We start from the raw sequence: 20190 nt of genomic DNA, 5'->3' as shown, positions 1-20190 counted from the left end.
TGTTGCCTTTTTGCCATGAGCCAAGCCGTTCGTTGGAAACCCAGTGTCACCGTTGCCGCCATCATTGAGCGAGACGGACGCTTTCTGCTGGTTGAAGAGCACACCGATGCCGGTCTGCGCCTGAATCAGCCCGCCGGCCATCTCGACCCGGACGAAAGTCTGGTCGACGCCGTTGCACGTGAAGCGCTGGAAGAAACCACCTACAGCTTTGTGCCGACCGCCTTCCTGGGCTGCTACATGGCGCAGTTCCAGCCGCCAGAGGGCGATCCTGTCACCTATATGCGGATGGCCTTCACCGGCGAACTTGGGCCGCAAGACGTGCGCCGCACGCTCGATGAGGGCATCGTCCGCACGGTCTGGATGACGCCGGATGAGATCCGCGCCAGCCGCGAGCGCCATCGCAGCCCGCTGCTGCTGGCCTGCGTGGAAGACTATCTCGCCGGCAAACGCTATCCGCTCGACCTCATCCACACGCACGCCAGCGTGTATGGCCTGGGGACGGAATGATGAGCAACAAGCCGAGCAAAAAGCGCGTCGTCGTCGGCATGTCCGGCGGCGTGGATTCCTCCGTCACGGCGTGGCTACTCAAGCAGCAGGGCTACGAGGTCATCGGCCTGTTCATGAAGAACTGGGAAGACGCTGACGACAGCGAGTACTGCTCGACCCGACAAGACTGGATCGACGTCGTCTCCGTCGCCGACCTGGTGGGCGTGGATGTGGAGGCGGTCAACTTTGCTGCCGAGTACAAGGACCGCGTGTTCGCGGATTTTTTGCGCGAGTACTCCGCTGGCCGCACGCCCAACCCCGACGTGCTGTGCAATGCTGAGATCAAGTTCAAGGCTTTCCTCGACCACGCGATGGCGCTGGGCGCGGACACGATTGCCACCGGCCACTACGCCCGCGTGCATGAGGTCGATGGCCGCTTCGAGCTGCTCAAGGCGTTTGACCACACCAAGGATCAGAGCTACTTCCTGCACCGGCTGAATCAGACACAACTCTCGCGCACGCTGTTCCCGCTGGGCGAGATGCCGAAGACGCGCGTGCGTGAGATTGCCGCCGAAATCGGCTTGCCGAATGCCAAGAAGAAGGATTCCACCGGCATTTGCTTCATCGGCGAGCGGCCGTTCCGTGACTTCCTGAACCGCTACCTGCCGACCAAACCGGGCCCGATCAAGACGCCTGACGGCAAGACCATCGGCGAGCACATCGGCCTGGCGTTCTACACGCTGGGGCAGCGCAAGGGTATCGGGATCGGCGGCAGCCGCGACGGCAATGGCGATGCTTGGTATGTGGCGCGCAAGGACATGGCAGCCAATACGCTGTACGTGGTACAGGGTCACGACCATCCGTGGCTGCTGGCGCATACCGTGCATGCCGATGACCTGAGCTGGGTCGCCGGTCACGCCCCTGCCGAGGGCACCCACATCGGTGCCAAGACGCGCTATCGCCAGGCGGATGCGCCGTGCACGGTGGTGCGCGCCACCGATGGCGCACTCACACTGTCCTTCCCCGAGGCGCAGTGGGCTGTGACGCCCGGTCAATCCGCTGTGCTCTACGACGGCGAGATTTGCCTGGGTGGCGGCATCATTGCTTCGGCCGAAGCGGCTGTGCCTGAGAAGGCAGTCGCCTGAGCGATTTTCGCAACAGTCCGTTGTGACGGCTGTGGCCGTCACGCGGGTCGCGCATGGTCGGTTATGCTGGCGCCCTGATTCGTCTCCACACAGGGTTTGTCATGCTGCCTCGTCGCTATTGGGCCTTCGCGGGTGTTGTGCTGTTGTTCGTCATCACCGCCGGGTTCTGGGCCACAGGACACCTGCATTGGGCGTGCGCACTCATCCCGGGTCTGCTGGTGCTGCTGGGCATCTACGACGTCACGCAGACGCGCCACTCGGTGCTGCGCAACTACCCGCTGTGGGGCCACTTCCGCTTCCTGTTCGAGTTCATCCGCCCGGAAATCCGCCAGTACTTCGTTGAGGACGACACCGACGAGCGCCCGTTCTCGCGCGCCCAGCGCAGCATCGTCTACCAGCGCGCCAAGGGCGAAGTCGACAGCCGCCCGTTCGGCACCGAACTGGATGTGAAGATCGCTGGGCACGAGTGGATCGGCCACTCGCTGGCGCCCACGCGCATCGCCTCGTCGGACTTCCGCGTGCTGGTGGGCGAGGGGCGTGCCAAGCCGTATTCGATGTCGGTGTTCAATATCTCGGCGATGAGCTTTGGCGCGTTGTCGGGCAACGCCATTCGCGCGCTCAATCGCGGCGCCAAGCTCGGTAACTTCATTCATGACACGGGCGAGGGTTCGATCTCGCCGTACCACCGCGAAGAGGGCGGTGACCTGATTTGGGAAGTCGCCTCAGGCTACTTCGGTTGTCGTGATGCCAATGGCCGCTTTGATCCGGACAAGTTTGCCGAGCAGGCGCGCAGCCCGCAGCCCGCAGGTGAAGATGATCGAGGTGAAGCTGTCGCAGGGCGCCAAGCCGGGCCACGGCGGTGTGCTGCCGGCTGCCAAGGTCACGCCGGAGATTGCTGCCACACGTGGCATTCCGATCGGCCAAGCCTGTGTCTCGCCGGCCGCGCACTCGGAATTCTCAACGCCGCTGGGTCTGCTGCAGTTTGTGGATCGGCTGCGCACGCTGTCGGGGGGCAAGCCGACTGGCTTCAAGCTGTGCATCGGACACCCGTGGGAGTTCTTCGGCATCGTCAAGGCGATGCTGGAGTCGGGCATCCTGCCGGACTTCATCGTGGTCGATGGGGCAGAGGGCGGCACGGGCGCGGCGCCGCTGGAGTTTACTGACCATGTCGGCACGCCGCTGCAGGAAGGGCTGCTGCTGGTGCACAACACGCTGGTGGGCACCAACCTGCGCGACAAGATCAAGATCGGTGCGTCGGGCAAGATCGTCACGGCCTTCGACGTTGCCCGCACGCTGGCGATGGGCGCCGACTGGTGCAACGCGGCGCGCGGCTTTATGTTTGCGCTCGGCTGCATTCAGGCCCAGAAGTGCCACACCGACCGCTGCCCGACGGGCGTCGCCACGCAGGACAAATCCCGCCAGAAGGCGCTGGTGGTGCCGGACAAGGCCGAGCGCGTGCATCAGTACCACGATCACACGCTGCATGCGCTGCTGGAACTGACGCAGGCAGCGGGCCTGCAACATCCGGCGGACTTCCGCGCGCACCACATCGTGCGGCGTGTGTCGGGCAACGAGGTGCAGTTGCTCTCCACGCTGCTCAAGTATCTCGAACCCGGCGATCTGCTCGCCGGGCGCTACCGTTACCAGCTCTATGAGCGCTACTGGCCGATGGCCCAGGCCGGGCGGTTCGACCCGGTGGCGGTGTAACGAAGGTGCCTTACTGCGGCTGGGTTTCTATGAAACTCGGCCGCTTTTCCATGCGCGCATAGAACGCGGCCAGGTTGGCGTGGCGTTCGCGCCAGTCGATCTGCGGCTGGCGGAAATCGAGGTAACCAAGCGCGCAGCCAACACAGATGTCGGCCAGCGTCAGGTGGTTGCCGTTGCACCAGGTCTTGTCGGCCAGACCCTGTGACATGGCCTTGAGCGCGTCGTCGATCTTGTGATTCTGGCGCGCCAGCCAGGTGTCACTGCGCTGCTCGGGCGTGCGTTGCGTGTGTTCGATGCGCAGCATGAGCGCGGCGTCGAGCAGGCCGTCGGCCAGCGCTTCCCAGCAGCGCACTTCCACGCGCTCGCGGCCCGCCGGCGGGATCAGGCGTGCCACCGGCGATAGCGTGTCGGCATACTCGGCAATCACGCGTGAATCGAACAGGGCGCCGCCGTCATCCATCACCAGGCAGGGCACCTTGCCCAGCGGGTTGAACTGGTGGATCTGCGTGTCGGCGCTCCAGACGTCTTCCAGCACGAACTGGCAGTCGATTTTCTTTTCGGCCAGCACCACACGCACCTTGCGGGTGTACGGGCTGGCGTGGGATCCGATCAGTTTCATAGGCATGTCATGTTGGAGGCGGAAGTATAGCTGCGCACTTTCCCGCGTGCTCTTGGCGGCGCCCGAGTGCACCTGAGCCAAACGGAGGCTTGCCAAGGCGCCGGATTGGCCCTGAGACCGGCGTGCCGGGTGGTAAAATCGCTGGCTTGCTGGGGTGCGCATATGCACCTTGGTTCAACGCTCGATGCAGCGTCCGGGTTGTCCGGATTGAGATTCCCTTCACATTTTTCCCCACCTGCCATGTCGTCGCTTTCCGCACTGACCGCTCTGTCTCCCATCGATGGCCGCTATGCCGCCAAGGCCGATCCGCTGCGCGAGTGGCTGTCGGAAGCCGCTTTCATGCGCAACCGCGTGAAGGTGGAGGTGCACTGGCTGATCGCCCTGTCGCAGGCCGGCCTGGCCGAGATCCCGCGTTTCTCGGCCGCCGCCGAAGGCGCGCTGCTGGCCCTGGTCGAAAACTTTGCCGAGGCAGACGCCGCCCGCATCAAAGAGATCGAAGCCGTCACCAACCACGACGTGAAGGCCGTCGAATACTGGATGAAGGAGCGCGTGAAGGGTAATGCTGAGCTGGAAGCCGCTAGCGAGTTCATCCACTTCGCCTGCACGTCGGAAGACATCAACAACACCTCGCACGGCATGATGCTCAAGGGCGCGCGCGACACCGTGATCGTGCCGACACTGCGCCGCGTGCAGGCCCGCCTGGTAGAACTGGCCCACGCCAACGCCGATGTGCCGATGCTCTCGCGCACGCACGGTCAGCCGGCCAGCCCGACCACGCTGGGCAAGGAAATGGCCAACGTGGCCGCCCGCCTGGACCGCGCCATCCGCCGCATCGAGGCCGTCGAACTGCTGGGCAAGATGAACGGCGCCGTGGGCAACTACAACGCGCACCTGTCGGCGTATCCGTCGCTGGATTGGGAAGCCTTCTCGAAGAATGTGATCGAGAGCCGTCTCGGCCTGACGTTCAACCCGTACACCATCCAGATCGAGCCGCACGACTACATGGCCGAGCTGTTCGACGCCGTGGCGCGCGCCAACACGATCATCCTGGACCTAGACCGCGACGTCTGGGGCTACATCTCGCAGGGCTACTTCAAGCAGAAGACCAAGGCTGGCGAGATCGGCTCGTCAACCATGCCGCACAAGGTCAACCCGATCGACTTCGAAAACTCGGAAGGCAACGTCGGCCTGGCCAACGCGGTGCTGCGCCATCTGTCGGAAAAGCTGCCGGTCTCGCGCTGGCAGCGTGACCTGACGGATTCGACCGTGCTGCGCAATATCGGCGTGGCCTTCGGCTACAGCCTGCTGGCCTACGACGCCTGCCTGCGCGGCCTGGGCAAGCTCGAAACCAACCCGTCGCGCCTGGCCGAAGACCTCGACAACTGCTGGGAAGTGCTGGCCGAGCCGGTGCAAACCGTGATGCGCCGCTACGGCATTGCCAACCCGTACGAGCAGCTCAAGGAGCTGACGCGCGGCAAGGGCATCTCGCGCGAGGCACTGCGTGACTTCATCGGCACACTGGCGATTCCGGAAGACGCCCGCAAGCTGCTGCTGGACATGACGCCTGGCAGCTATATCGGCAAGGCAGAAGAACTGGCACGCCGGATCAACGTGCTCTGATCGTTCCGAAAATTTGTTGGGCTGACCCGAAGACAGCCTCCTCCGTACGGTTACGGAGGAGGCTGTTTTGCTATATGGGCTCTGTAGAATGGGCGGTCTTGTTAGGTCAGGCTGCGCTTCTTGTTCATCAAAAAATTTGAATTTCTTGATGAACTTGAGGGGAACCTGCTTGGCCGGATCGCTTCAATAATGCACAAACATTTGGCGCCGTGGTCTTACCGACAGGCGCCGCTTACGAAGAGCGCCCCAAACTGAGGGAACCGATGTCACAAGCTGCCCAATCGAATCTCGCCGCGCGCGCCGCCATGGATGACGGTGCCTACGGCAAGCCTGCCATCGCGCTGCACTGGATCATCGCGCTGCTGATCTTTGCCGCGTTCGGGCTTGGTCTGTACATGACCGATATCCCCGGTTTCACGCCGACCAAGCTGAAGCTGTACTCGTATCACAAGTGGATCGGTATCACCGTACTGATCTTCGCGGTGCTGCGCGTGCTGTGGCGCCTGACGCATCCGGCACCGGCTCCGGTGGCAGGGATGCCGAAGTGGCAGCACCGGGCTGCCGAGGGTGCACACCTGGTGCTGTATCTGCTGATTCTGGCGGTGCCGCTGACCGGTTACCTGCTGAGCGTGGCGGCCGGTATCAAGGTTGTCTACCTTGGCGTGTGGGAGATGCCGATGCCGTTCGACAAGAGCGACATGCTGAAGGACCTCTTCCACGAAGCCCATGAGTGGCTGAACTGGACCATGGCCACCATCGTCGTGCTGCATATCCTGGCCGCGCTCAAGCATCACATCGTTGATCGCGACGGTACGCTGCGCCGCATGCTGCCTTTCTTACGCTGATTTCCAAACGCACCGGTGTGTGCCGGTGCGATAGCTTCCCATCCTGACCAAGACCGCCGGCACGATCCGGCCTGAACGAAGGAGTCTGATGATGAAACGTTTCGTGCGCCCCCGCGCTATTGCCCTGGTCGCCGCCGGCGCGCTGTCGATCGCCGCGGTATCGGTGTCGATGTCCGCAATGGCCCAGGTGGATGCCGCCAAGAGCAGTGTGACGGCCACCGGCAAGCAACTCGGCGTGCCGATGGATATCAAGTTCGGCAAGTTCGACGCCGCCGTGAACTACAACGCGGCCAACGTGGCAGCGTCCACGGCCACGGTCAACATCGACATCAACTCTGTTGACGTGGGCAGCAAGGACTACAACGACGAGTTGAAGAAGAAGGACTGGTTCAACGCTGCGCAGTACCCGAAGGCCACCTTCGTGTCGTCGGCGTTCAAGCCGGGCGCCAATGGCAAGGTGGACGTGGTCGGCAAGCTGACCATCAAGGGCGTCACGCAAGACGTCACGGCCCCGGTCACCTTCAAGCAGGACGGCGCCAATCAGGTGTTTGAAGGCGCGCTGCCGGTCAAGCGCAACGTGTTCAAGATTGGTGACGGCGAGTGGAAGGACACGTCGGTCGTTGCCGACGACGTGACGATCAAGTTCCGCATCGTCATCGCCAAGAAGTAATCGGAAGTACTCACCTCACCGTTTTTTCCGGCCCTCGTGTGCCGCTTTTATCCGCAGGAGTTCTCATGAAATTGCGTACCCTCGTTGCCGCACTGTCGGCCGTTGCTGCAACCGCCGCCTTTGCTGCACCGTCCACGTACCAACTGGACCCGACCCACACCTACCCGAGCTTTGAAGCTGATCACATGGGTGGCCTGTCGAAGTGGCGCGGCAAGTTCGACAAGTCCAGCGGCACCTTTACGCTGGATCGCGAAGCCAAGAAGGGCTCCATCGACGTGACCGTGCAGACCGACAGCATCAGCTTCGGCCTGCCCAAGATGGACGAGCACGCCAAGAGCGCCGAGATGTTCGATGTGGCCAAGTTCCCGACGGCCAACTTCAAGAGCACCGACATCAAGTTCAAGGGTGATGTGCCGACCGAAGCCGTGGGCCAGCTCACGCTGCACGGCGTGACCAAGCCGGCGACGCTGAAGATCAATGCGTTCAAGTGCATGCCGCACCCGATGATGAAGGTTGAGGTATGCGGCGCCGACGCCGAACTCACGTTCAACCGCGACGAATTTGGTATCGACTACGGTAAGAAGTACGGTTTCAACATGGAAACCAAGCTGAAGATTCAAGCAGAAGGCCTGAAGCAGGACACCAGCGTCGCCAAGCAATAAGCGCCACGCGCAGCAACAAAAACGCCCCGGCTTTCAAGGCCGGGGCGTTTTTGTTTGCATGGTCGGTCTGCGAGTTAAGCCTTCAACAGCGCGCGAATCGACTCGGGGTTGAACGGCAGGGTGCGCGGTCGCACGCCCACAGCGTCATACACGGCGCTGGCGATGGCGGACGGGATGACTGCGCAGGTTGGCTCGCCAGCGCCCACGGGGGGCTGGTCCGGCCGGTCGACCAGCACCACGTCCACCTGCGCCGGCAGCTCGGGGAACTTGAGCAACCGGTACGTGAGCCAATCGAGGCTGGTCACGGCCGATTGCGTGAAGTTGACCTCTTCGAACAGCGTTCGGCTGATGGTCTGCACCACTTCGCCTTCCACCTGGTTGCGTACGCCATCCGGGTTGACCACCAGCCCACAGTCGTGCGCCACCGTCACCTTGCCGACCTGAATGACGCCGGTGGTGCGATCGACTTCCAATTCAATAACCGCAGCCACGTAGGCGTTGTTCGGCTCGTAGCGCACGCAGGCCATGCCGCGGCCACGGGCGATGTTGCCGCTGGGCTTGGTCGAGAACAATGGGCGGCGCACCCATCCGGAGCGCTTTTCCACCGCGTCGACGACTGCCTTGATGCGTGGCTCAGACAGATGGCGCAGCCGGAATTCGATCGGGTCGGCCTTGGCGGCCACCGACAGTTCGTCCATGAACGACTCGTTCGCATACGTGTGCTGGAGCCGGCCTGGGCCACGCAGCCATGCCGGGCGCAGCGGCGCGCGCGCATAGCGGTTGACCACGACGCTGGCGTTGGGCAGCTCGTAGGGCGCGACCATGTTGAATTCCATGCCACCGGGGTTGTCGGGTGGCTCGGCCAAGGTCGCGGAGCGGGTCAGTTCGCCAGCCAGCAAGGGCACGTCGACGCTGCCCGAAGCGCGATGCGGCACCCACGACGTGTACTGCCACGCCTGGATGCGACCCTGGTCATCGAGTGTGCCTGCCACATCGGAGATGACCGGCGGGCCTTTCGGGTCCCAGCCGTGCTCGTCATCACGCATCCACTGCACGCGCACGGGTTGGCCGATGGCCTTGGAGAGCAGGGCGGCTTCCGCCGCGGCGTCTTTGTGGCCATTGCGGCCGTAGCAGCCGGCGCCTTCTACGTAGATCAGGCGCACATCGCCCTTGTCCATCTTCAGCATCCTGGCGATCTGGTCGCGCGTCAGATGCGGTGATTGCGTGGCCGACCAGACGGTCAGCTTGCCATCGCGGTAATCACCAATCGCGCAGGAGGGGCCGATCGAGCCGTGTGTCTGAAACGGCCACGCATATGTGGCGCGAATGGCCTTGCCCTTGCTGATCTGCGCATCCGCCTGGCCGCGTTCCAGCACCTTGCCCTGATCGTGCAACGGCAGTGCGCGCACGGCATCGTACAGCTTGGCTTGCGCGGGCAGCCCCTTCCAGTCGGACCACGTGGCCTTCAGTGCGCGGGCGCTGCGGATGGCCGCCCATTCGTCGCTGGCGATGACGGCCAGCAGGTTGCCCACGCGCACCGTGCGCAGGAAGCCCGGCACCTTCTTGGCGTGCGTGTCGTCCACGGTTTCCAACTGCGCGCCGTAGGCATCGGGGTGGATCACGCGTGCGTGCACCATGCCGTCGACCTTCACGTCCTGCATGAAGGTGAAGTCGGCAAAGACCTTCGTACGCACGTCGTCGCGCTTGATCGGCTTGCCCACGAGCTTGTAGTCCGCCGGCTTCTTGAGCGGCGCCTTGGGGTCGAGGTTGAGTGACAGCGGGTGTGCGGCCAGTAGCTTGTGATACGGCGTGCCCTGCGTGTCCGCCGCGCTACGGAAGGCGAGGCCGTTTTCCAGGCGCACATCGGCGGGCGCCATGCGATACGCACGCCCTGCCACCTCGCGGATGGCCGCTGCAGCCGTGGCAGCAGCCTGGCGCAACTGCGGGCCTGCATTGGACACCGACAGTGAGCCGATGGTGGCCCCCTGATCGACCGTCATGGCCGTATCGCCCTGCACGACGCGCACGCCGTCGATCGGAAACTCCAGCTCTTCGGCCACCATCTGTGCGAGCGCGGTGGTGTTGCCGGTGCCCAGGTTGACCTTGCCCGTATAGAGCGTGAGCGCGCCGTCGCCTTCCAGCACGAGGAAGGCGTCGACGCGCGTGGCATCCAGGGACTTGGCCTTGGCGAGTGGTGCGGCGCTTTCCTCGGTGATCTCACCCAGGGCACGGGCCATGGCCAGCCCTGAGAACGAGAAACCAACAGCAAGCGCAGCCCCTTGCTTGAGAAAGTGCCGGCGGGAGAACGAAGTGGATTCACTGACGCGCATTTAGGCCTCGCTGGCTTTGAGGATGGCGCGGACGATCCGCATGTGCGTGCCGCAGCGGCACAGGTTGGAGGCCAGGGCTTCCTTGACCTGGGCTTCCGTCGGCTTCGGGTTGGTGTTGAGCAGCGAGCGCGCGGCGATCAGCATGCCGTTGATGCAGTAGCCGCATTGCACCGCTTGTTCGTCAATGAAAGCCTGCTGCAGCGGATCGGGTTTCTCTGGCGTGCCCATGCCTTCGAGTGTGGTGATGGGGCGTCCGGCTGCGGCGCCAACCGGCAGCACGCACGAGCGTTGCACCACACCGTCGATCAGCACGGAGCAGGCACCGCATTGGCCGAGTCCGCAGCCGAAGCGTGGCCCCTTGAGCGAGAGATCATTGCGCAGCGCATACAGCAGCGGCATCTCGGGCGAGACATTGACGTCAACCACCTTTCCGTTGACGTGCAGGGTGATGGGGGTCGAGGTAGGGGTGGTCATTTGTCGTGTCCGGTTTGCTCGCGCAGCGTCTTGACGTCGCGGGCGGTGACGGCGGGTGCCTGATTGCCCCAGCTATTGCGCGTGAAGGTCAGCGCGTCGGCAATCTGGGCGTCGGTAAGCGCAAGACGATGCGCGGGCATCGGATAGGGCGCGGGAACACCGTCAATCACCAGCGCTTCCGTGCCGTTCAGGGTGACGTTGATAAGGGAGACCGGATTGCCTTCCAGCACGTTGGGGTTGCCCGCAAGCGGTGACAGCCACGGCGCGGTGCCCTTGCCGTTGGGCAGATGGCAGGACACGCAGTAGTTCTGATACACCTGCGCGCCGTGCGCCATCACCTTCGGGTCGACGGGGCCATGCTGCGGGATTGGCGTGCCTGCGGCGGCCAGGGATTTCAGGTAGACCGCCATGGCGGCCAGATCCTGGTCGGTCATCCACTGCGCGCTGTTGTTGATGACCTCGGTCATCGGCCCGAATGCGGTGGCGTGCGAGTTGGCACCGGTCTTCAGGAAATCCACGATGTCCTGGGCACTCCACGTGCCGATGCCCGTGATGGGGTTGGACGTCAGGTTGGATGCGAACCAGCCGCCCAGCTCCGCGCCAGACAGGTAGGCGCTGCCACGCTGATCGAGCGCTTTTTCCTGCAGGCCGATACCGCGTGGCGTGTGGCAGGTGCCGCAATGGCCCAGGCCCTGCACCAGGTAGGCTCCACGGTTCCACTCGACGCTATTTTCGGGAATGGGCTTGAAGCGCTCGGTATCGAGAAACACCAGGTTCCACAGCTTGAGCGGCCAGCGCATCTGCAGCAGCTTGGGAATCTCGGGCGCGAGATTGGCCTGCTTGACGGGCTTCACGCCATGCATGAAGTACGCGTACAGGGCCGAGATATCTTCGTCCGAGACCTTGCTGTACGACGGATACGGCATGGCCGGATAGAGGTTGTGCCCATCTTTGGCGACCCCCTCACGCACGGCGCGCGCGAAATCCTGCACGGTATAGCGGCCGATGCCGGTTTCCGGGTCTGGCGTGATGTTGGTGGCGAAGATGGAGCCCAGCATGGGCACGGCCATCTTCAAGCCGCCCGCAAAGGGTGCTGCACCCTTTGCCGTGGAGGTGTGGCAGGCAACGCAGTCGCCCGCCTGAGCGAGGTAGCGCCCGCGCTCGATCAGCATTTGATCGGGCTCGGGTTGACTGGCTCTGGCGATGCCGATGGTGCTCAACAGCACGAGTATTGCGGGGGAGTAGGGTTCTCAACGGCCTGTCCTTTGTCGAAATCTGCCGCGACTTTCCCGACTGCGGGGAAAGCCATTGCCGAATGGGACGCGCCGCATTGGCGTGCTGTGAGAGCAGGGAGGGCGGCGGGAGCGACAGGCTGGGTTCGGTAGGGTGTTGCGCTTTTGGGTGTCCGATCCGCCATGCGGAGGTGCCGCTCGAATCGGCCGTGGCACGTATGGAGCGCGTCTACCCGAGACTGTGCGGGATCGCCTCGACTTCCGAAATCGGAAAAGTCCGATATGGAGGTGCGATGTGGCGCCGAGTTGCCAGAGCGGCGTCGGCGGAGCTACCAAAGAAAAAGCCCCGCGATTGCGGGGCTTTTTCTTGCTGCCTGAACGGCTGGCGAGGTGCTCAGACCTGCGCGCCGAAGTTTGGATCGTCTTCCTTGGGGCCGCCGGCCTTCTTGTCGGCCTTGACCAGGTCTTCACGCTTGACGCCCAGCCACATGCACAGCGCGGCCGCCACGAACACCGACGAATAGATACCGAACAAGATACCGATGGTCAGCGCCAGGGCGAAGTAGTGCAGCGTCGGGCCACCGAACACCAGCATCGACAGCACCATCATTTCGGTCGAGCCGTGGGTGATGATCGTGCGCGAGATGGTGCTGGTAATCGCGTGGTCGATCACCTCGTGCGTGTTCATCTTGCGGTACTTGCGGAACGCCTCGCGGATCCGGTCAAAGATCACGACCGACTCGTTCACCGAGTAGCCCAGCACCGCCAGGATACCGGCCAGCACCGACAGCGAGAACTCCCACTGGAAGAACGCGAAGAAGCCCAGGATGATGACCACGTCGTGCAGGTTGGCGATGATGCCCGCCACTGCAAACTTCCACTCGAAGCGGATCGACAGGTAGATGACGATGCCGATCACCACGAACAGCAGCGCCAGCAGGCCGTCGGTGGCGAGTTCCTTGCCGACCTGCGGGCCGACAAATTCAACGCGCTGCAGCGTGGCGTCGGGGCTGGTGGCGTTCAGGGCCGTCATGACCTGCTGGCTCTGCACGGCCGAGGCGATGGGCTTGCCATCCGGGCCGTTCTTGAGCGGCAGGCGGATCATCACGTCGCGCGAGGTGCCGAAGTTCTGCACCTGGGCGTCGGCATAGCCGAGCTTCTCGACGTCGGCGCGGACCTTCGGCAGATCAGCGGCCTGGGTGTAGGCGACTTCCATCACCGTACCGCCGGTGAATTCCACCGACAGGTGCAGCCCCTTGTGGAACAGGAAGAAGACAGCGGCGATAAACGTGATGAACGACACGGCGTTGAGAACCAACGCGTGCTTCATGAATGGAATATCGCGGCGGATGCGGAAAAACTCCATGGTCTGCCCTTTGTGGCACCGGCTGCGAAAGCGCTAGCCGGTGCCGGTTATGCAAGATGTCTGTGGGTGATGTGCCTTACTGCTTCGCCGGCGGCTGGGCGTTGGGGGCGGTATTGCCCGGCTTCCAGATCTGACCGATTGCCAGACCTTGCAGCTTCTTGCGGCGGCCGTACCAGAGGTTGACCAGGGCGCGGTTGAAGAACACCGCCGAGAACATCGACGTCAGAATGCCCAGGCAGTGCACCACGGCAAAGCCCTTCACCGGACCAGAGCCGAAGGCGATCAGCGCCAGACCTGCGATGAGCGTGGTGACGTTCGAGTCCACGATGGTGGCCCACGCACGCTCGAAGCCCGCGGCAATCGCCATCTGGGCCGAGGCGCCGTTGCGCAGCTCTTCACGGATACGTTCGTTGATCAGCACGTTCGCGTCGATGGCCATACCGAGTGCCAGCGCAATAGCGGCAATGCCCGGCAGCGTGAGGGTGGCCTGCAGCATCGACAGCACGGCGATCAGCAAGAACACGTTCACGCCCAGCGCCACCACCGAAAACACGCCGAACAGCATGTAGTACAGGACCATGAACACCGACACGGCGAGGAATCCGTACAGCGCCGAGTCGAAGCCCTTGCGGATGTTGTCGGCACCCAGCGACGGGCCGATGGTGCGCTCTTCGATGATCTCCATCGGCGCCGCCAGCGAGCCTGCGCGCAGCAGCAGCGCCAGGTCAGCCGACGCTTCCGTCGAGCCCATGCCGGTGATCTGGAAACGCGAGCCCAGTTCGGACTGGATGGTGGCCACCGTCAGCACTTCGCCCTTGCCCTTTTCGAACAGGACGATGCCCATGCGCTTGCCGATGTTGTCGCGCGAGACATCGCGCAGCATGCGGCCGCCCTGGCCGTCTAGCGTGATGTCGACCGAGGCGTTGTGGTTCTGGTCAAAGCCGGCCGACGCGCTGGTGATGCGGTCACCCGTGAAGATCACCTGCTTCTGCAGCAGCACCGGGGCGCTGCGGCCTTGCGTGAAGAGCTCGTCGCCCAGCGGCACCGGGTCGCCGGCACGCGGCACCAGCGGCGCGTTCGGGTCGGCCAGGCGGGCTTCCAGCGTGGCGGTCCGGCCGATGATGTCCTTGGCCTTGGCAGTGTCCTGCACGCCGGGCAGCTGCACGACGATGCGGTCCGGGCCCTGTTGCTGGATCACCGGCTCGGCCACGCCCAGTTCGTTCACGCGGTTGTGCAGCGTCACGACGTTCTGCTTGACGGCGTTGTCTTGCACTTCCTTCATCGCGGCTGCGGTGAAGGTGCCGGTGAGCGTGGCGCCGTCAGCGGTCTTGTCGACGCTGTAGGCCAGTTCACGGGTGGAATCTGCCAGTACGCCACGGGCGCGGTCGGCGTCGTCGGCGTTGCTGAACTTGATGGTGATGGTGTTGCCGCTGCGGTCGATGCCGTTGTGGCGGATGCTCTTGTCGCGCAGTTGCGTGCGGATGTCGCCCGCCAGCGAGTCGAGCTTCTTGGTGATTGCACCGTTCATGTCGACCTGCAGCAGGAAGTGCACGCCGCCACGCAAGTCCAGACCCAGGAACATGGGCAGGGCGTGGATGGAGGTCAGCCAGCGCGGCGAGCCCGACAGCAGGTTCAGCGCGACGATGTAGGTCGGATCGGTCTGGTCGGTGTTCAGGCCGTGGGACAGGATGTCCTTGGCCTTGAGCTGCGTGTCGGTGTCGGCAAAGCGCACACGCACGCTGGCCGAGGTGCCGTTGTTGTCGAAGAACACGCCGTTGGGCTGGATGTTGGCCGCAGCGAGCAGGCTCTCGACCTGCTTTTGCACGTTCAGGTCGACCTTGACGGTGGCCTTGCCCGAAGACACCTGCACGGCAGGCGCCTCACCGAAGAAATTCGGCAGCGTATAGAGGAACCCGATGGCAAGCGCCACCAGGATCACAAGGTATTTCCAGAGCGGATAGCGATTCATCTTGCTTGGATGGCGGTGAGGCGGCCCGTCAGCGATGCGGGCGTGGGCGCGGATTCTTAGAATAGGCGCTGCCAGGGGTTCCGGCGCCCGCGTACAACGTTCGGGCGCCGGTCAAACCGGATTACAGCGCTTTGAGCGTGCCCTTGGGCAGCACGGTCGTTACAGCGCTCTTCTGGACGGTGATTTCAGTGTTGGCGGCGATTTCAACCACCACGAATTGCTCGGTCACCTTGGCAACCTTGCCCAGGATGCCGCCGGCGGTGACGACTTCGTCGCCCTTGGCCAGGGCTTCGAGCATGGCCTTGGTTTCTTTCTGGCGCTTCATTTGCGGGCGGATCATGATGAACCACAGCACCACAAACATCAGGATGATGGGCAGGAAGCTCATCAGGCCACTGGCGGCGCCGCCCGCCGGAGCGGTTTGGGCGTAAGCGTCGGAAATGAGGAACACGGTCAAAACTCCGTAAATGGTTCGTCGATCGGGCAAAAATTGGACCGGACATTCTACCATTGCCGTCTTGCGGCAAATGGGCGCATGGCCAGTCCTGTCAAGGGGGGCGTCAGAGTGCGCCGCGAGCCCGGTCGGCGGCAAAGCGCGCCTGGAATGCGGCAAAGCCGTGCGACTCAATGGCGGTGCGCATCTCGGCCATCAGTTCCAGGTAGTAATACAGGTTGTGGATGGTGTTCAGGCGGGCGCCCAGGATCTCACCCACGCGCTGCAGGTGGTGCAGATAGGCGCGCGAGAAATTGCGGCAGGTGTAGCAGCCGCAGGTTTCGTCCAGCGGGCGCGGATCGTTGCGGTGCACCGCGTTCTTGATCTTGATATCGCCAAAGCGGGTGAACAGCCAGCCGTTGCGCGCGTTGCGGGTGGGCATTACGCAGTCGAACATGTCGACGCCGGCGGCAACACCCGCCACCAGGTCTTCCGGCGTGCCCACGCCCATCAGATAGTGCGGCTTGTTGGCCGGCAGGCGCGGCGCCACGTGCTGCAGCACGCGCATCATGTCTTCCTTGGGCTCGCCGACGGAGAGGCCGCCGATGGCGTAGCCGCCAAAGCCTTCGCCGCCCGCATCGGCGTCAATCGCCTGCAGCCCGGCCAGTGATTCATCGCGCAGGTTCTCGAACATGCCGCCCTGGACGATGGCGAACAGCGCGTTCGGGTTGTTCTCCCGCTCGAATTCGTTGCGCGAGCGCTGCGCCCAGCGCAGGCTCATGCGCATCGAGGCGGCGGCTTCGGCCTCGGTGGCGGGGCGATCCCCGATCTTGTATGGCGTGCATTCGTCGAACTGCATGACGATGTCCGAATTCAGCCGGCGCTGGATCTGCATCGAGATTTCGGGCGACAGGAACAGCTTGTCGCCGTTGATGGGCGAGGCGAACGTCACGCCTTCTTCGGTGATCTTGCGTAGATCGCCCAGCGAAAACACCTGAAAGCCACCCGAATCGGTCAGGATGGGCTTATCCCAGCCATTGAAGCCGTGCAGGCCCTTGTGCGCATCCATCACTTCCAGCCCCGGGCGCAGCCACAGGTGGAAGGTGTTGCCGAGGATGATCTGGGCGCCGATGTCCTTCAGCTCCGCCGGCGACATCGCCTTGACCGCACCATAGGTGCCCACCGGCATGAAGATGGGCGTTTCCACCACACCGTGGTTCAGGGTCATGCGGCCGCGTCGGGCGAGGCCATCGGTGGTGAGCAGTTCGTACTTGAGCATGGTCAGAGCGATTGGGTTTCCGGTTCAGCGCGCGTGAGGAGCATGGCGTCGCCGTAACTGAAGAAGCGGTAGCGCTGGGCAATGGCGTGCTGGTAGGCGCCGCGGATGGCGTCCATGCCGGCAAACGCCGACACCAGCATCAGCAGCGTCGACTTGGGCAGGTGGAAGTTGGTCACCAGCGCGTCGACCAGGCGGAAGCGGTAGCCGGGGGTGATGAAGATGTCGGTGTCGCCGCTGCCTGCGTGGAGCGTGCCGTCCGGCTGTGCGGCCGATTCGAGCGCGCGCATCGAGGTGGTGCCCACCGCGATGATGCGTCCGCCCGCAGCCCGTGTGGCACGGATGGCCTCGGCCAGTTCGGGTGTGATTTCGTACCACTCGCTGTGCATGCGGTGCTCGGCGATGTTTTCCACGCGCACCGGCTGGAACGTGCCTGCGCCCACGTGCAGCGTCAGGAAACCACGTTGGATGCCCATGGCGTCGAGCTTGGCAAACAGCGCATCGTCGAAATGCAGACCCGCCGTGGGTGCCGCGACGGCGCCCGGGTTGCGTGCGTAGATGGTCTGGTAGCGCGTCTCGTCAAAGCTATCGGGATCGTGCTCGATATACGGCGGCAGCGGCAGGCGGCCGTACTGCTCAATCAGATCCAGCGCTGGCTGCGGGAAGCGCAGCGTGAAGAACGGCTCGGCACGTGGACCGACCGTCACATCAAAGGCATCGGCCAGGCGCAGCGTCGTGCCCTCGACGGGCGATTTGCTGGAGCGGATCTGCGCCAGCACGGTGTGCTCGTCCAGCAGGCGCTCGACCAGCACCTCGACCTTGCCGCCGCTGGCTTTGTGGCCAAAGAAACGGGCCTTGATGACACGTGTGTCGTTGAAGACCAGCAGGTCGCCGGGGCGCAGGTAGTCGCCCAGGTCGGCGAACTGGCGATCTTCAAAGGACACACCCGAGTGCACGCCATCGGCCTCACGGCGGACAGCCAGCAGACGGCTCGCGGTGCGGTCGGGCAGGGCGGTTTGCGCGATCAGCTCGGGCGGCAGATCGAAATCGAAGTCGGACAGCGTCAGCATGAAAAGTGGCGCAGACGTGGATTGCGCCAAGTGATGGTGGCGGGCGCCGGTACAATCGGGCGACTCGCAAAGTTCGCCATTGTAAACGTCCTGTGCCGCCTCGCGCCCGTTCCGCCGCTGATACTGCTCCACTGCTCGACGCTGATACTGCGCCGGCGCCGAAGCCAAAACGTGCGACTCCGGCAGACAAGCCCGCCGGGGTGACCAAAGCGGCGGCCCGCCCGGCCGACAAACTCGCCAAGCTGGGCCTGCACCGCGACGTCGATCTCGTCCTGCATCTGCCGATGCGCTATGAGGACGAAACCACGCTCCTGACCATCGCCGAAGCCACCGTCCGCGCCAACACTGGCTGGGCCGCGCAAGTGGAAGGCACCGTCACCCGCAACGAAGTGGCGTTCCGGCCGCGCCGGCAGCTCGTCGTGCATATCGCGGACGACTCCGGCGAGCTGGTACTGCGCTTTCTCAATTTCTACGGCAGCCAGGTCAAGCAGATGGCCGAAGGCGTGCAGTTGCGCGTGCGTGGCGAGGTGCGCGGCGGCTTCTTCGGCGCGGAGATGGTGCACCCGACCGTGCGCGCCGTCGCCCCGGACGAACCGCTGCCCGATCGCCTGACGCCGGTGTATTCGACCGTGGCGGGCGTGCCGCAGGCGTATCTGCGCAAGGCGATCCTGAACACGCTCACGCGTACGCCGCTGCCGGAAACGGTGCCGAACAGCCTCATCACCGGGCCGCTCGCGCCGCTCAAGCTGATGGCCCCGGCGGAAGCCGTGCGCCTGTTGCATCAACCCACGCCCGACGTGGACGAACACAGTCTGGTCGAGCGTACGCACCCGGCGTGGTTGCGTATCAAATTTGACGAGCTGCTCTCGCAGCAGCTGTCGCTCAAGCGGGCGCAGGCCGCGCGGCGCATGCGCAATGCGCCCATCCTGCGCGACAGCGGTGAGGACGGCCTGCTCGCGCGTTTCATGCGTGCGCTGCCGTTCAAGCTGACCGGCGCTCAGGCCTGCGTGTGGGAAGAGATCCGCGCCGACCTCGCGCATCCGTACCCGATGCAGCGGTTGCTGCAGGGCGACGTGGGCAGCGGCAAGACCGTCATCGCCGCGTTGGCCGCGTGTCAGGCCATCGATGCCGGCTGGCAGGCCGCGCTGATGGCGCCAACCGAACTGCTGGCCGAACAGCACTATCGCAAGTTGTCCACATGGCTTGAGCCGCTGGGTGTGGATATCGTCTGGCTGGCCGGCAGCCTCAAGCGCAGGCAGAAGGACGAGGCGGCTGCACGCGTGGCGGCCGGCACCGCGCAACTCGTGATCGGCACGCACGCGTTGATTCAGGATGCTGTCACGTTCGCGCGCCTTGGCTTGGCCGTGGTGGATGAACAGCACCGCTTTGGCGTGGCGCAGCGGCTTGCCCTGCGTGGCAAGGCAAGCAATGGCGGTGCACCTGTCGCTGCCAATGCCCAGGTGCCGCATCAGTTGATGATGTCCGCCACGCCCATCCCGCGCACGCTGGCGATGACGTACTACGCCGATCTCGATGTCTCCGCCATCGACGAATTGCCGCCGGGGCGCACGCCCATCGTCACACGGCTGGTGAACGACGCGCGCCGCGACGAGGTGATCGAGCGCATCCACGCCGCCGCGCAAGAGGGGCGACAGGTTTACTGGGTCTGTCCGCTCATCGAAGAAAGCGAAGCGCTGCAATTGCAGACTGCTGTGGAGACGTTCGAGACGCTCTCGCAAAGCCTTGCCGGTTTGAAGGTGGGCCTAGTGCATGGCCGCTTGCCTTCCGCTGACAAAGCCGCCGTGATGAGCGCCTTCGCCAGCGGTGAGTTGCATGTGCTGGTGGCCACCACCGTCATCGAAGTAGGGGTGGACGTGCCCAATGCCTCATTGATGGTGATCGAACACGCCGAGCGCTTTGGCCTCGCACAATTGCATCAGTTGCGCGGGCGCGTGGGGCGGGGCACGGCGGAATCGGTGTGCATCCTGCTGTACCAGGCGCCGCTGTCGCCCACGGCCAAGCAGCGCCTGCAGACCATGCGCGAGACCACCGATGGCTTCGAGATCGCCCGGCGCGATCTGGACATTCGCGGCCCCGGTGAATTCCTTGGCGCGCGGCAATCGGGCGAGGCCATGCTGCGCTTTGCCGATCTCAATCACGATGCGTGGCTGGTCGAGTTTGCGCAGGGCGCCGCGGAGCAGATGCTCGCGCGCTTTCCCGAAGCCGTGGAGGCGCATCTCAAGCGCTGGCTGGGTGAGCGTGAGCACTATCTGCGGGTCTAGCCAC

General features: G+C 64.1%; 16 protein-coding genes and 1 pseudogene. 8 read left to right on the top strand and 9 right to left on the bottom strand.

Going from position 1 to position 20190, the window contains the following annotated elements; translation table 11 throughout:
- Nucleotides 1-15: 15 nt before the first annotated feature.
- From F7R11_RS15985 to F7R11_RS15975, 3 genes and pseudogenes are all read left to right on the top strand, one after another.
- Entirely contained in the window at nt 16-507 is a 492-nt protein-coding gene (locus tag F7R11_RS15985) for an NUDIX hydrolase (protein WP_064805084.1), read from the top strand.
- Nucleotides 507-1631 carry a tRNA 2-thiouridine(34) synthase MnmA gene (gene mnmA / locus F7R11_RS15980; RefSeq protein ID WP_064805083.1) on the top strand — a complete coding sequence of 375 codons (1125 nt, stop codon included), beginning with the start codon at nt 507-509 and terminating at the stop codon, nt 1629-1631. Before F7R11_RS15985 ends, mnmA begins: the two co-directional genes overlap by 1 nt.
- Before the next feature lie 101 nt (nt 1632-1732).
- A pseudogene (locus F7R11_RS15975) lies at nt 1733-3338 on the top strand (FMN-binding glutamate synthase family protein).
- A gap of 10 nt (nt 3339-3348) precedes the next feature.
- Here the strand turns inward: F7R11_RS15975 and F7R11_RS15970 are convergent.
- Nucleotides 3349-3957, bottom strand: coding sequence for a glutathione S-transferase N-terminal domain-containing protein (locus tag F7R11_RS15970; RefSeq protein WP_064805078.1), 609 nt, complete (start codon nt 3955-3957; stop codon nt 3349-3351).
- 240 nt (nt 3958-4197) lie between these two features.
- Here F7R11_RS15970 and purB point away from each other — a divergent pair, with 240 nt between their 5' ends.
- The 4 genes from purB (at nt 4198) to F7R11_RS15950 (ending at nt 7754) form a co-directional block, all read left to right on the top strand.
- Nucleotides 4198-5577 (top strand): adenylosuccinate lyase, encoded by a 1380-nt coding sequence (purB, locus tag F7R11_RS15965; RefSeq protein ID WP_064805076.1) that lies wholly within the window; start codon nt 4198-4200, stop codon nt 5575-5577.
- Between the two features lie 263 nt (nt 5578-5840).
- Complete coding sequence (locus F7R11_RS15960; protein ID WP_064805074.1) at nt 5841-6422, top strand: cytochrome b; 582 nt, start codon at nt 5841-5843, stop codon at nt 6420-6422.
- A gap of 91 nt (nt 6423-6513) precedes the next feature.
- Nucleotides 6514-7092: a YceI family protein gene (locus tag F7R11_RS15955; RefSeq protein WP_064805072.1), complete on the top strand. Its 579-nt coding sequence runs from the start codon at nt 6514-6516 to the stop codon at nt 7090-7092.
- A 65-nt stretch (nt 7093-7157) separates the two neighbouring features.
- The gene (locus F7R11_RS15950) at nt 7158-7754 is read left to right on the top strand and encodes a YceI family protein (protein ID WP_064805070.1); all 597 of its coding nucleotides are present in this window, start codon (nt 7158-7160) and stop codon (nt 7752-7754) included.
- 74 nt (nt 7755-7828) lie between these two features.
- Here F7R11_RS15950 and F7R11_RS15945 read toward each other — a convergent pair whose 3' ends face one another.
- The 8 genes from F7R11_RS15945 to queA form a co-directional block, all read right to left on the bottom strand.
- Complete coding sequence (locus F7R11_RS15945; RefSeq protein WP_064805068.1) at nt 7829-10084, bottom strand: xanthine dehydrogenase family protein molybdopterin-binding subunit; 2256 nt, start codon at nt 10082-10084, stop codon at nt 7829-7831.
- Entirely contained in the window at nt 10085-10558 is a 474-nt protein-coding gene (locus F7R11_RS15940; RefSeq protein ID WP_064805066.1) for a (2Fe-2S)-binding protein, read from the bottom strand.
- Nucleotides 10555-11730: a cytochrome c gene (locus F7R11_RS15935; RefSeq protein WP_082932886.1), complete on the bottom strand. Its 1176-nt coding sequence runs from the start codon at nt 11728-11730 to the stop codon at nt 10555-10557. The genes F7R11_RS15940 and F7R11_RS15935 overlap by 4 nt, the downstream gene beginning before the upstream one ends.
- A gap of 454 nt (nt 11731-12184) precedes the next feature.
- Nucleotides 12185-13156: a protein translocase subunit SecF gene (gene secF, locus F7R11_RS15930; RefSeq protein WP_064805061.1), complete on the bottom strand. Its 972-nt coding sequence runs from the start codon at nt 13154-13156 to the stop codon at nt 12185-12187.
- A gap of 76 nt (nt 13157-13232) precedes the next feature.
- Nucleotides 13233-15125: a protein translocase subunit SecD gene (secD, locus tag F7R11_RS15925; protein ID WP_021195971.1), complete on the bottom strand. Its 1893-nt coding sequence runs from the start codon at nt 15123-15125 to the stop codon at nt 13233-13235.
- Nucleotides 15126-15246: 121 nt separating this feature from the next.
- Nucleotides 15247-15576 carry a preprotein translocase subunit YajC gene (gene yajC / locus F7R11_RS15920; RefSeq protein ID WP_031329700.1) on the bottom strand — a complete coding sequence of 110 codons (330 nt, stop codon included), beginning with the start codon at nt 15574-15576 and terminating at the stop codon, nt 15247-15249.
- Nucleotides 15577-15685: 109 nt separating this feature from the next.
- Nucleotides 15686-16837: a tRNA guanosine(34) transglycosylase Tgt gene (gene tgt / locus F7R11_RS15915; RefSeq protein WP_021195969.1), complete on the bottom strand. Its 1152-nt coding sequence runs from the start codon at nt 16835-16837 to the stop codon at nt 15686-15688.
- 2 nt (nt 16838-16839) lie between these two features.
- Nucleotides 16840-17904 carry a tRNA preQ1(34) S-adenosylmethionine ribosyltransferase-isomerase QueA gene (queA, locus tag F7R11_RS15910; protein WP_064805059.1) on the bottom strand — a complete coding sequence of 355 codons (1065 nt, stop codon included), beginning with the start codon at nt 17902-17904 and terminating at the stop codon, nt 16840-16842.
- Nucleotides 17905-17996: 92 nt separating this feature from the next.
- Here queA and recG point away from each other — a divergent pair, with 92 nt between their 5' ends.
- On the top strand, nt 17997-20186 hold the full coding sequence (gene recG / locus F7R11_RS15905; protein WP_064805057.1) for an ATP-dependent DNA helicase RecG: 2190 nt from the start codon (nt 17997-17999) through the stop codon (nt 20184-20186).
- The last annotated feature ends 4 nt before the right edge of the window (nt 20187-20190 follow it).

The organism is Ralstonia insidiosa, assembly GCF_008801405.1.
In the GTDB taxonomy this organism is placed as follows: Bacteria; Pseudomonadota; Gammaproteobacteria; order Burkholderiales; family Burkholderiaceae; genus Ralstonia; species Ralstonia insidiosa.
The sequence above is the reverse complement of the archived record's forward strand: the minus strand, read 5'-3'. Positions and strand labels throughout refer to the sequence as shown.

Coding starts and splice junctions, on each gene's coding strand:
- F7R11_RS15985 (WP_064805084.1), top strand. CDS start 16: ATGAGCCAAGCCGTTCGTTGGAAACCCAGTGTCACCGTTGCCGCCATC.
- mnmA (WP_064805083.1), top strand. CDS start 507: ATGAGCAACAAGCCGAGCAAAAAGCGCGTCGTCGTCGGCATGTCCGGC.
- F7R11_RS15970 (WP_064805078.1), bottom strand. CDS start 3,957: ATGAAACTGATCGGATCCCACGCCAGCCCGTACACCCGCAAGGTGCGT.
- purB (WP_064805076.1), top strand. CDS start 4,198: ATGTCGTCGCTTTCCGCACTGACCGCTCTGTCTCCCATCGATGGCCGC.
- F7R11_RS15960 (WP_064805074.1), top strand. CDS start 5,841: ATGTCACAAGCTGCCCAATCGAATCTCGCCGCGCGCGCCGCCATGGAT.
- F7R11_RS15955 (WP_064805072.1), top strand. CDS start 6,514: ATGAAACGTTTCGTGCGCCCCCGCGCTATTGCCCTGGTCGCCGCCGGC.
- F7R11_RS15950 (WP_064805070.1), top strand. CDS start 7,158: ATGAAATTGCGTACCCTCGTTGCCGCACTGTCGGCCGTTGCTGCAACC.
- F7R11_RS15945 (WP_064805068.1), bottom strand. CDS start 10,084: ATGCGCGTCAGTGAATCCACTTCGTTCTCCCGCCGGCACTTTCTCAAG.
- F7R11_RS15940 (WP_064805066.1), bottom strand. CDS start 10,558: ATGACCACCCCTACCTCGACCCCCATCACCCTGCACGTCAACGGAAAG.
- F7R11_RS15935 (WP_082932886.1), bottom strand. CDS start 11,730: ATGCTGATCGAGCGCGGGCGCTACCTCGCTCAGGCGGGCGACTGCGTT.
- secF (WP_064805061.1), bottom strand. CDS start 13,156: ATGGAGTTTTTCCGCATCCGCCGCGATATTCCATTCATGAAGCACGCG.
- secD (WP_021195971.1), bottom strand. CDS start 15,125: ATGAATCGCTATCCGCTCTGGAAATACCTTGTGATCCTGGTGGCGCTT.
- tgt (WP_021195969.1), bottom strand. CDS start 16,837: ATGCTCAAGTACGAACTGCTCACCACCGATGGCCTCGCCCGACGCGGC.
- queA (WP_064805059.1), bottom strand. CDS start 17,904: ATGCTGACGCTGTCCGACTTCGATTTCGATCTGCCGCCCGAGCTGATC.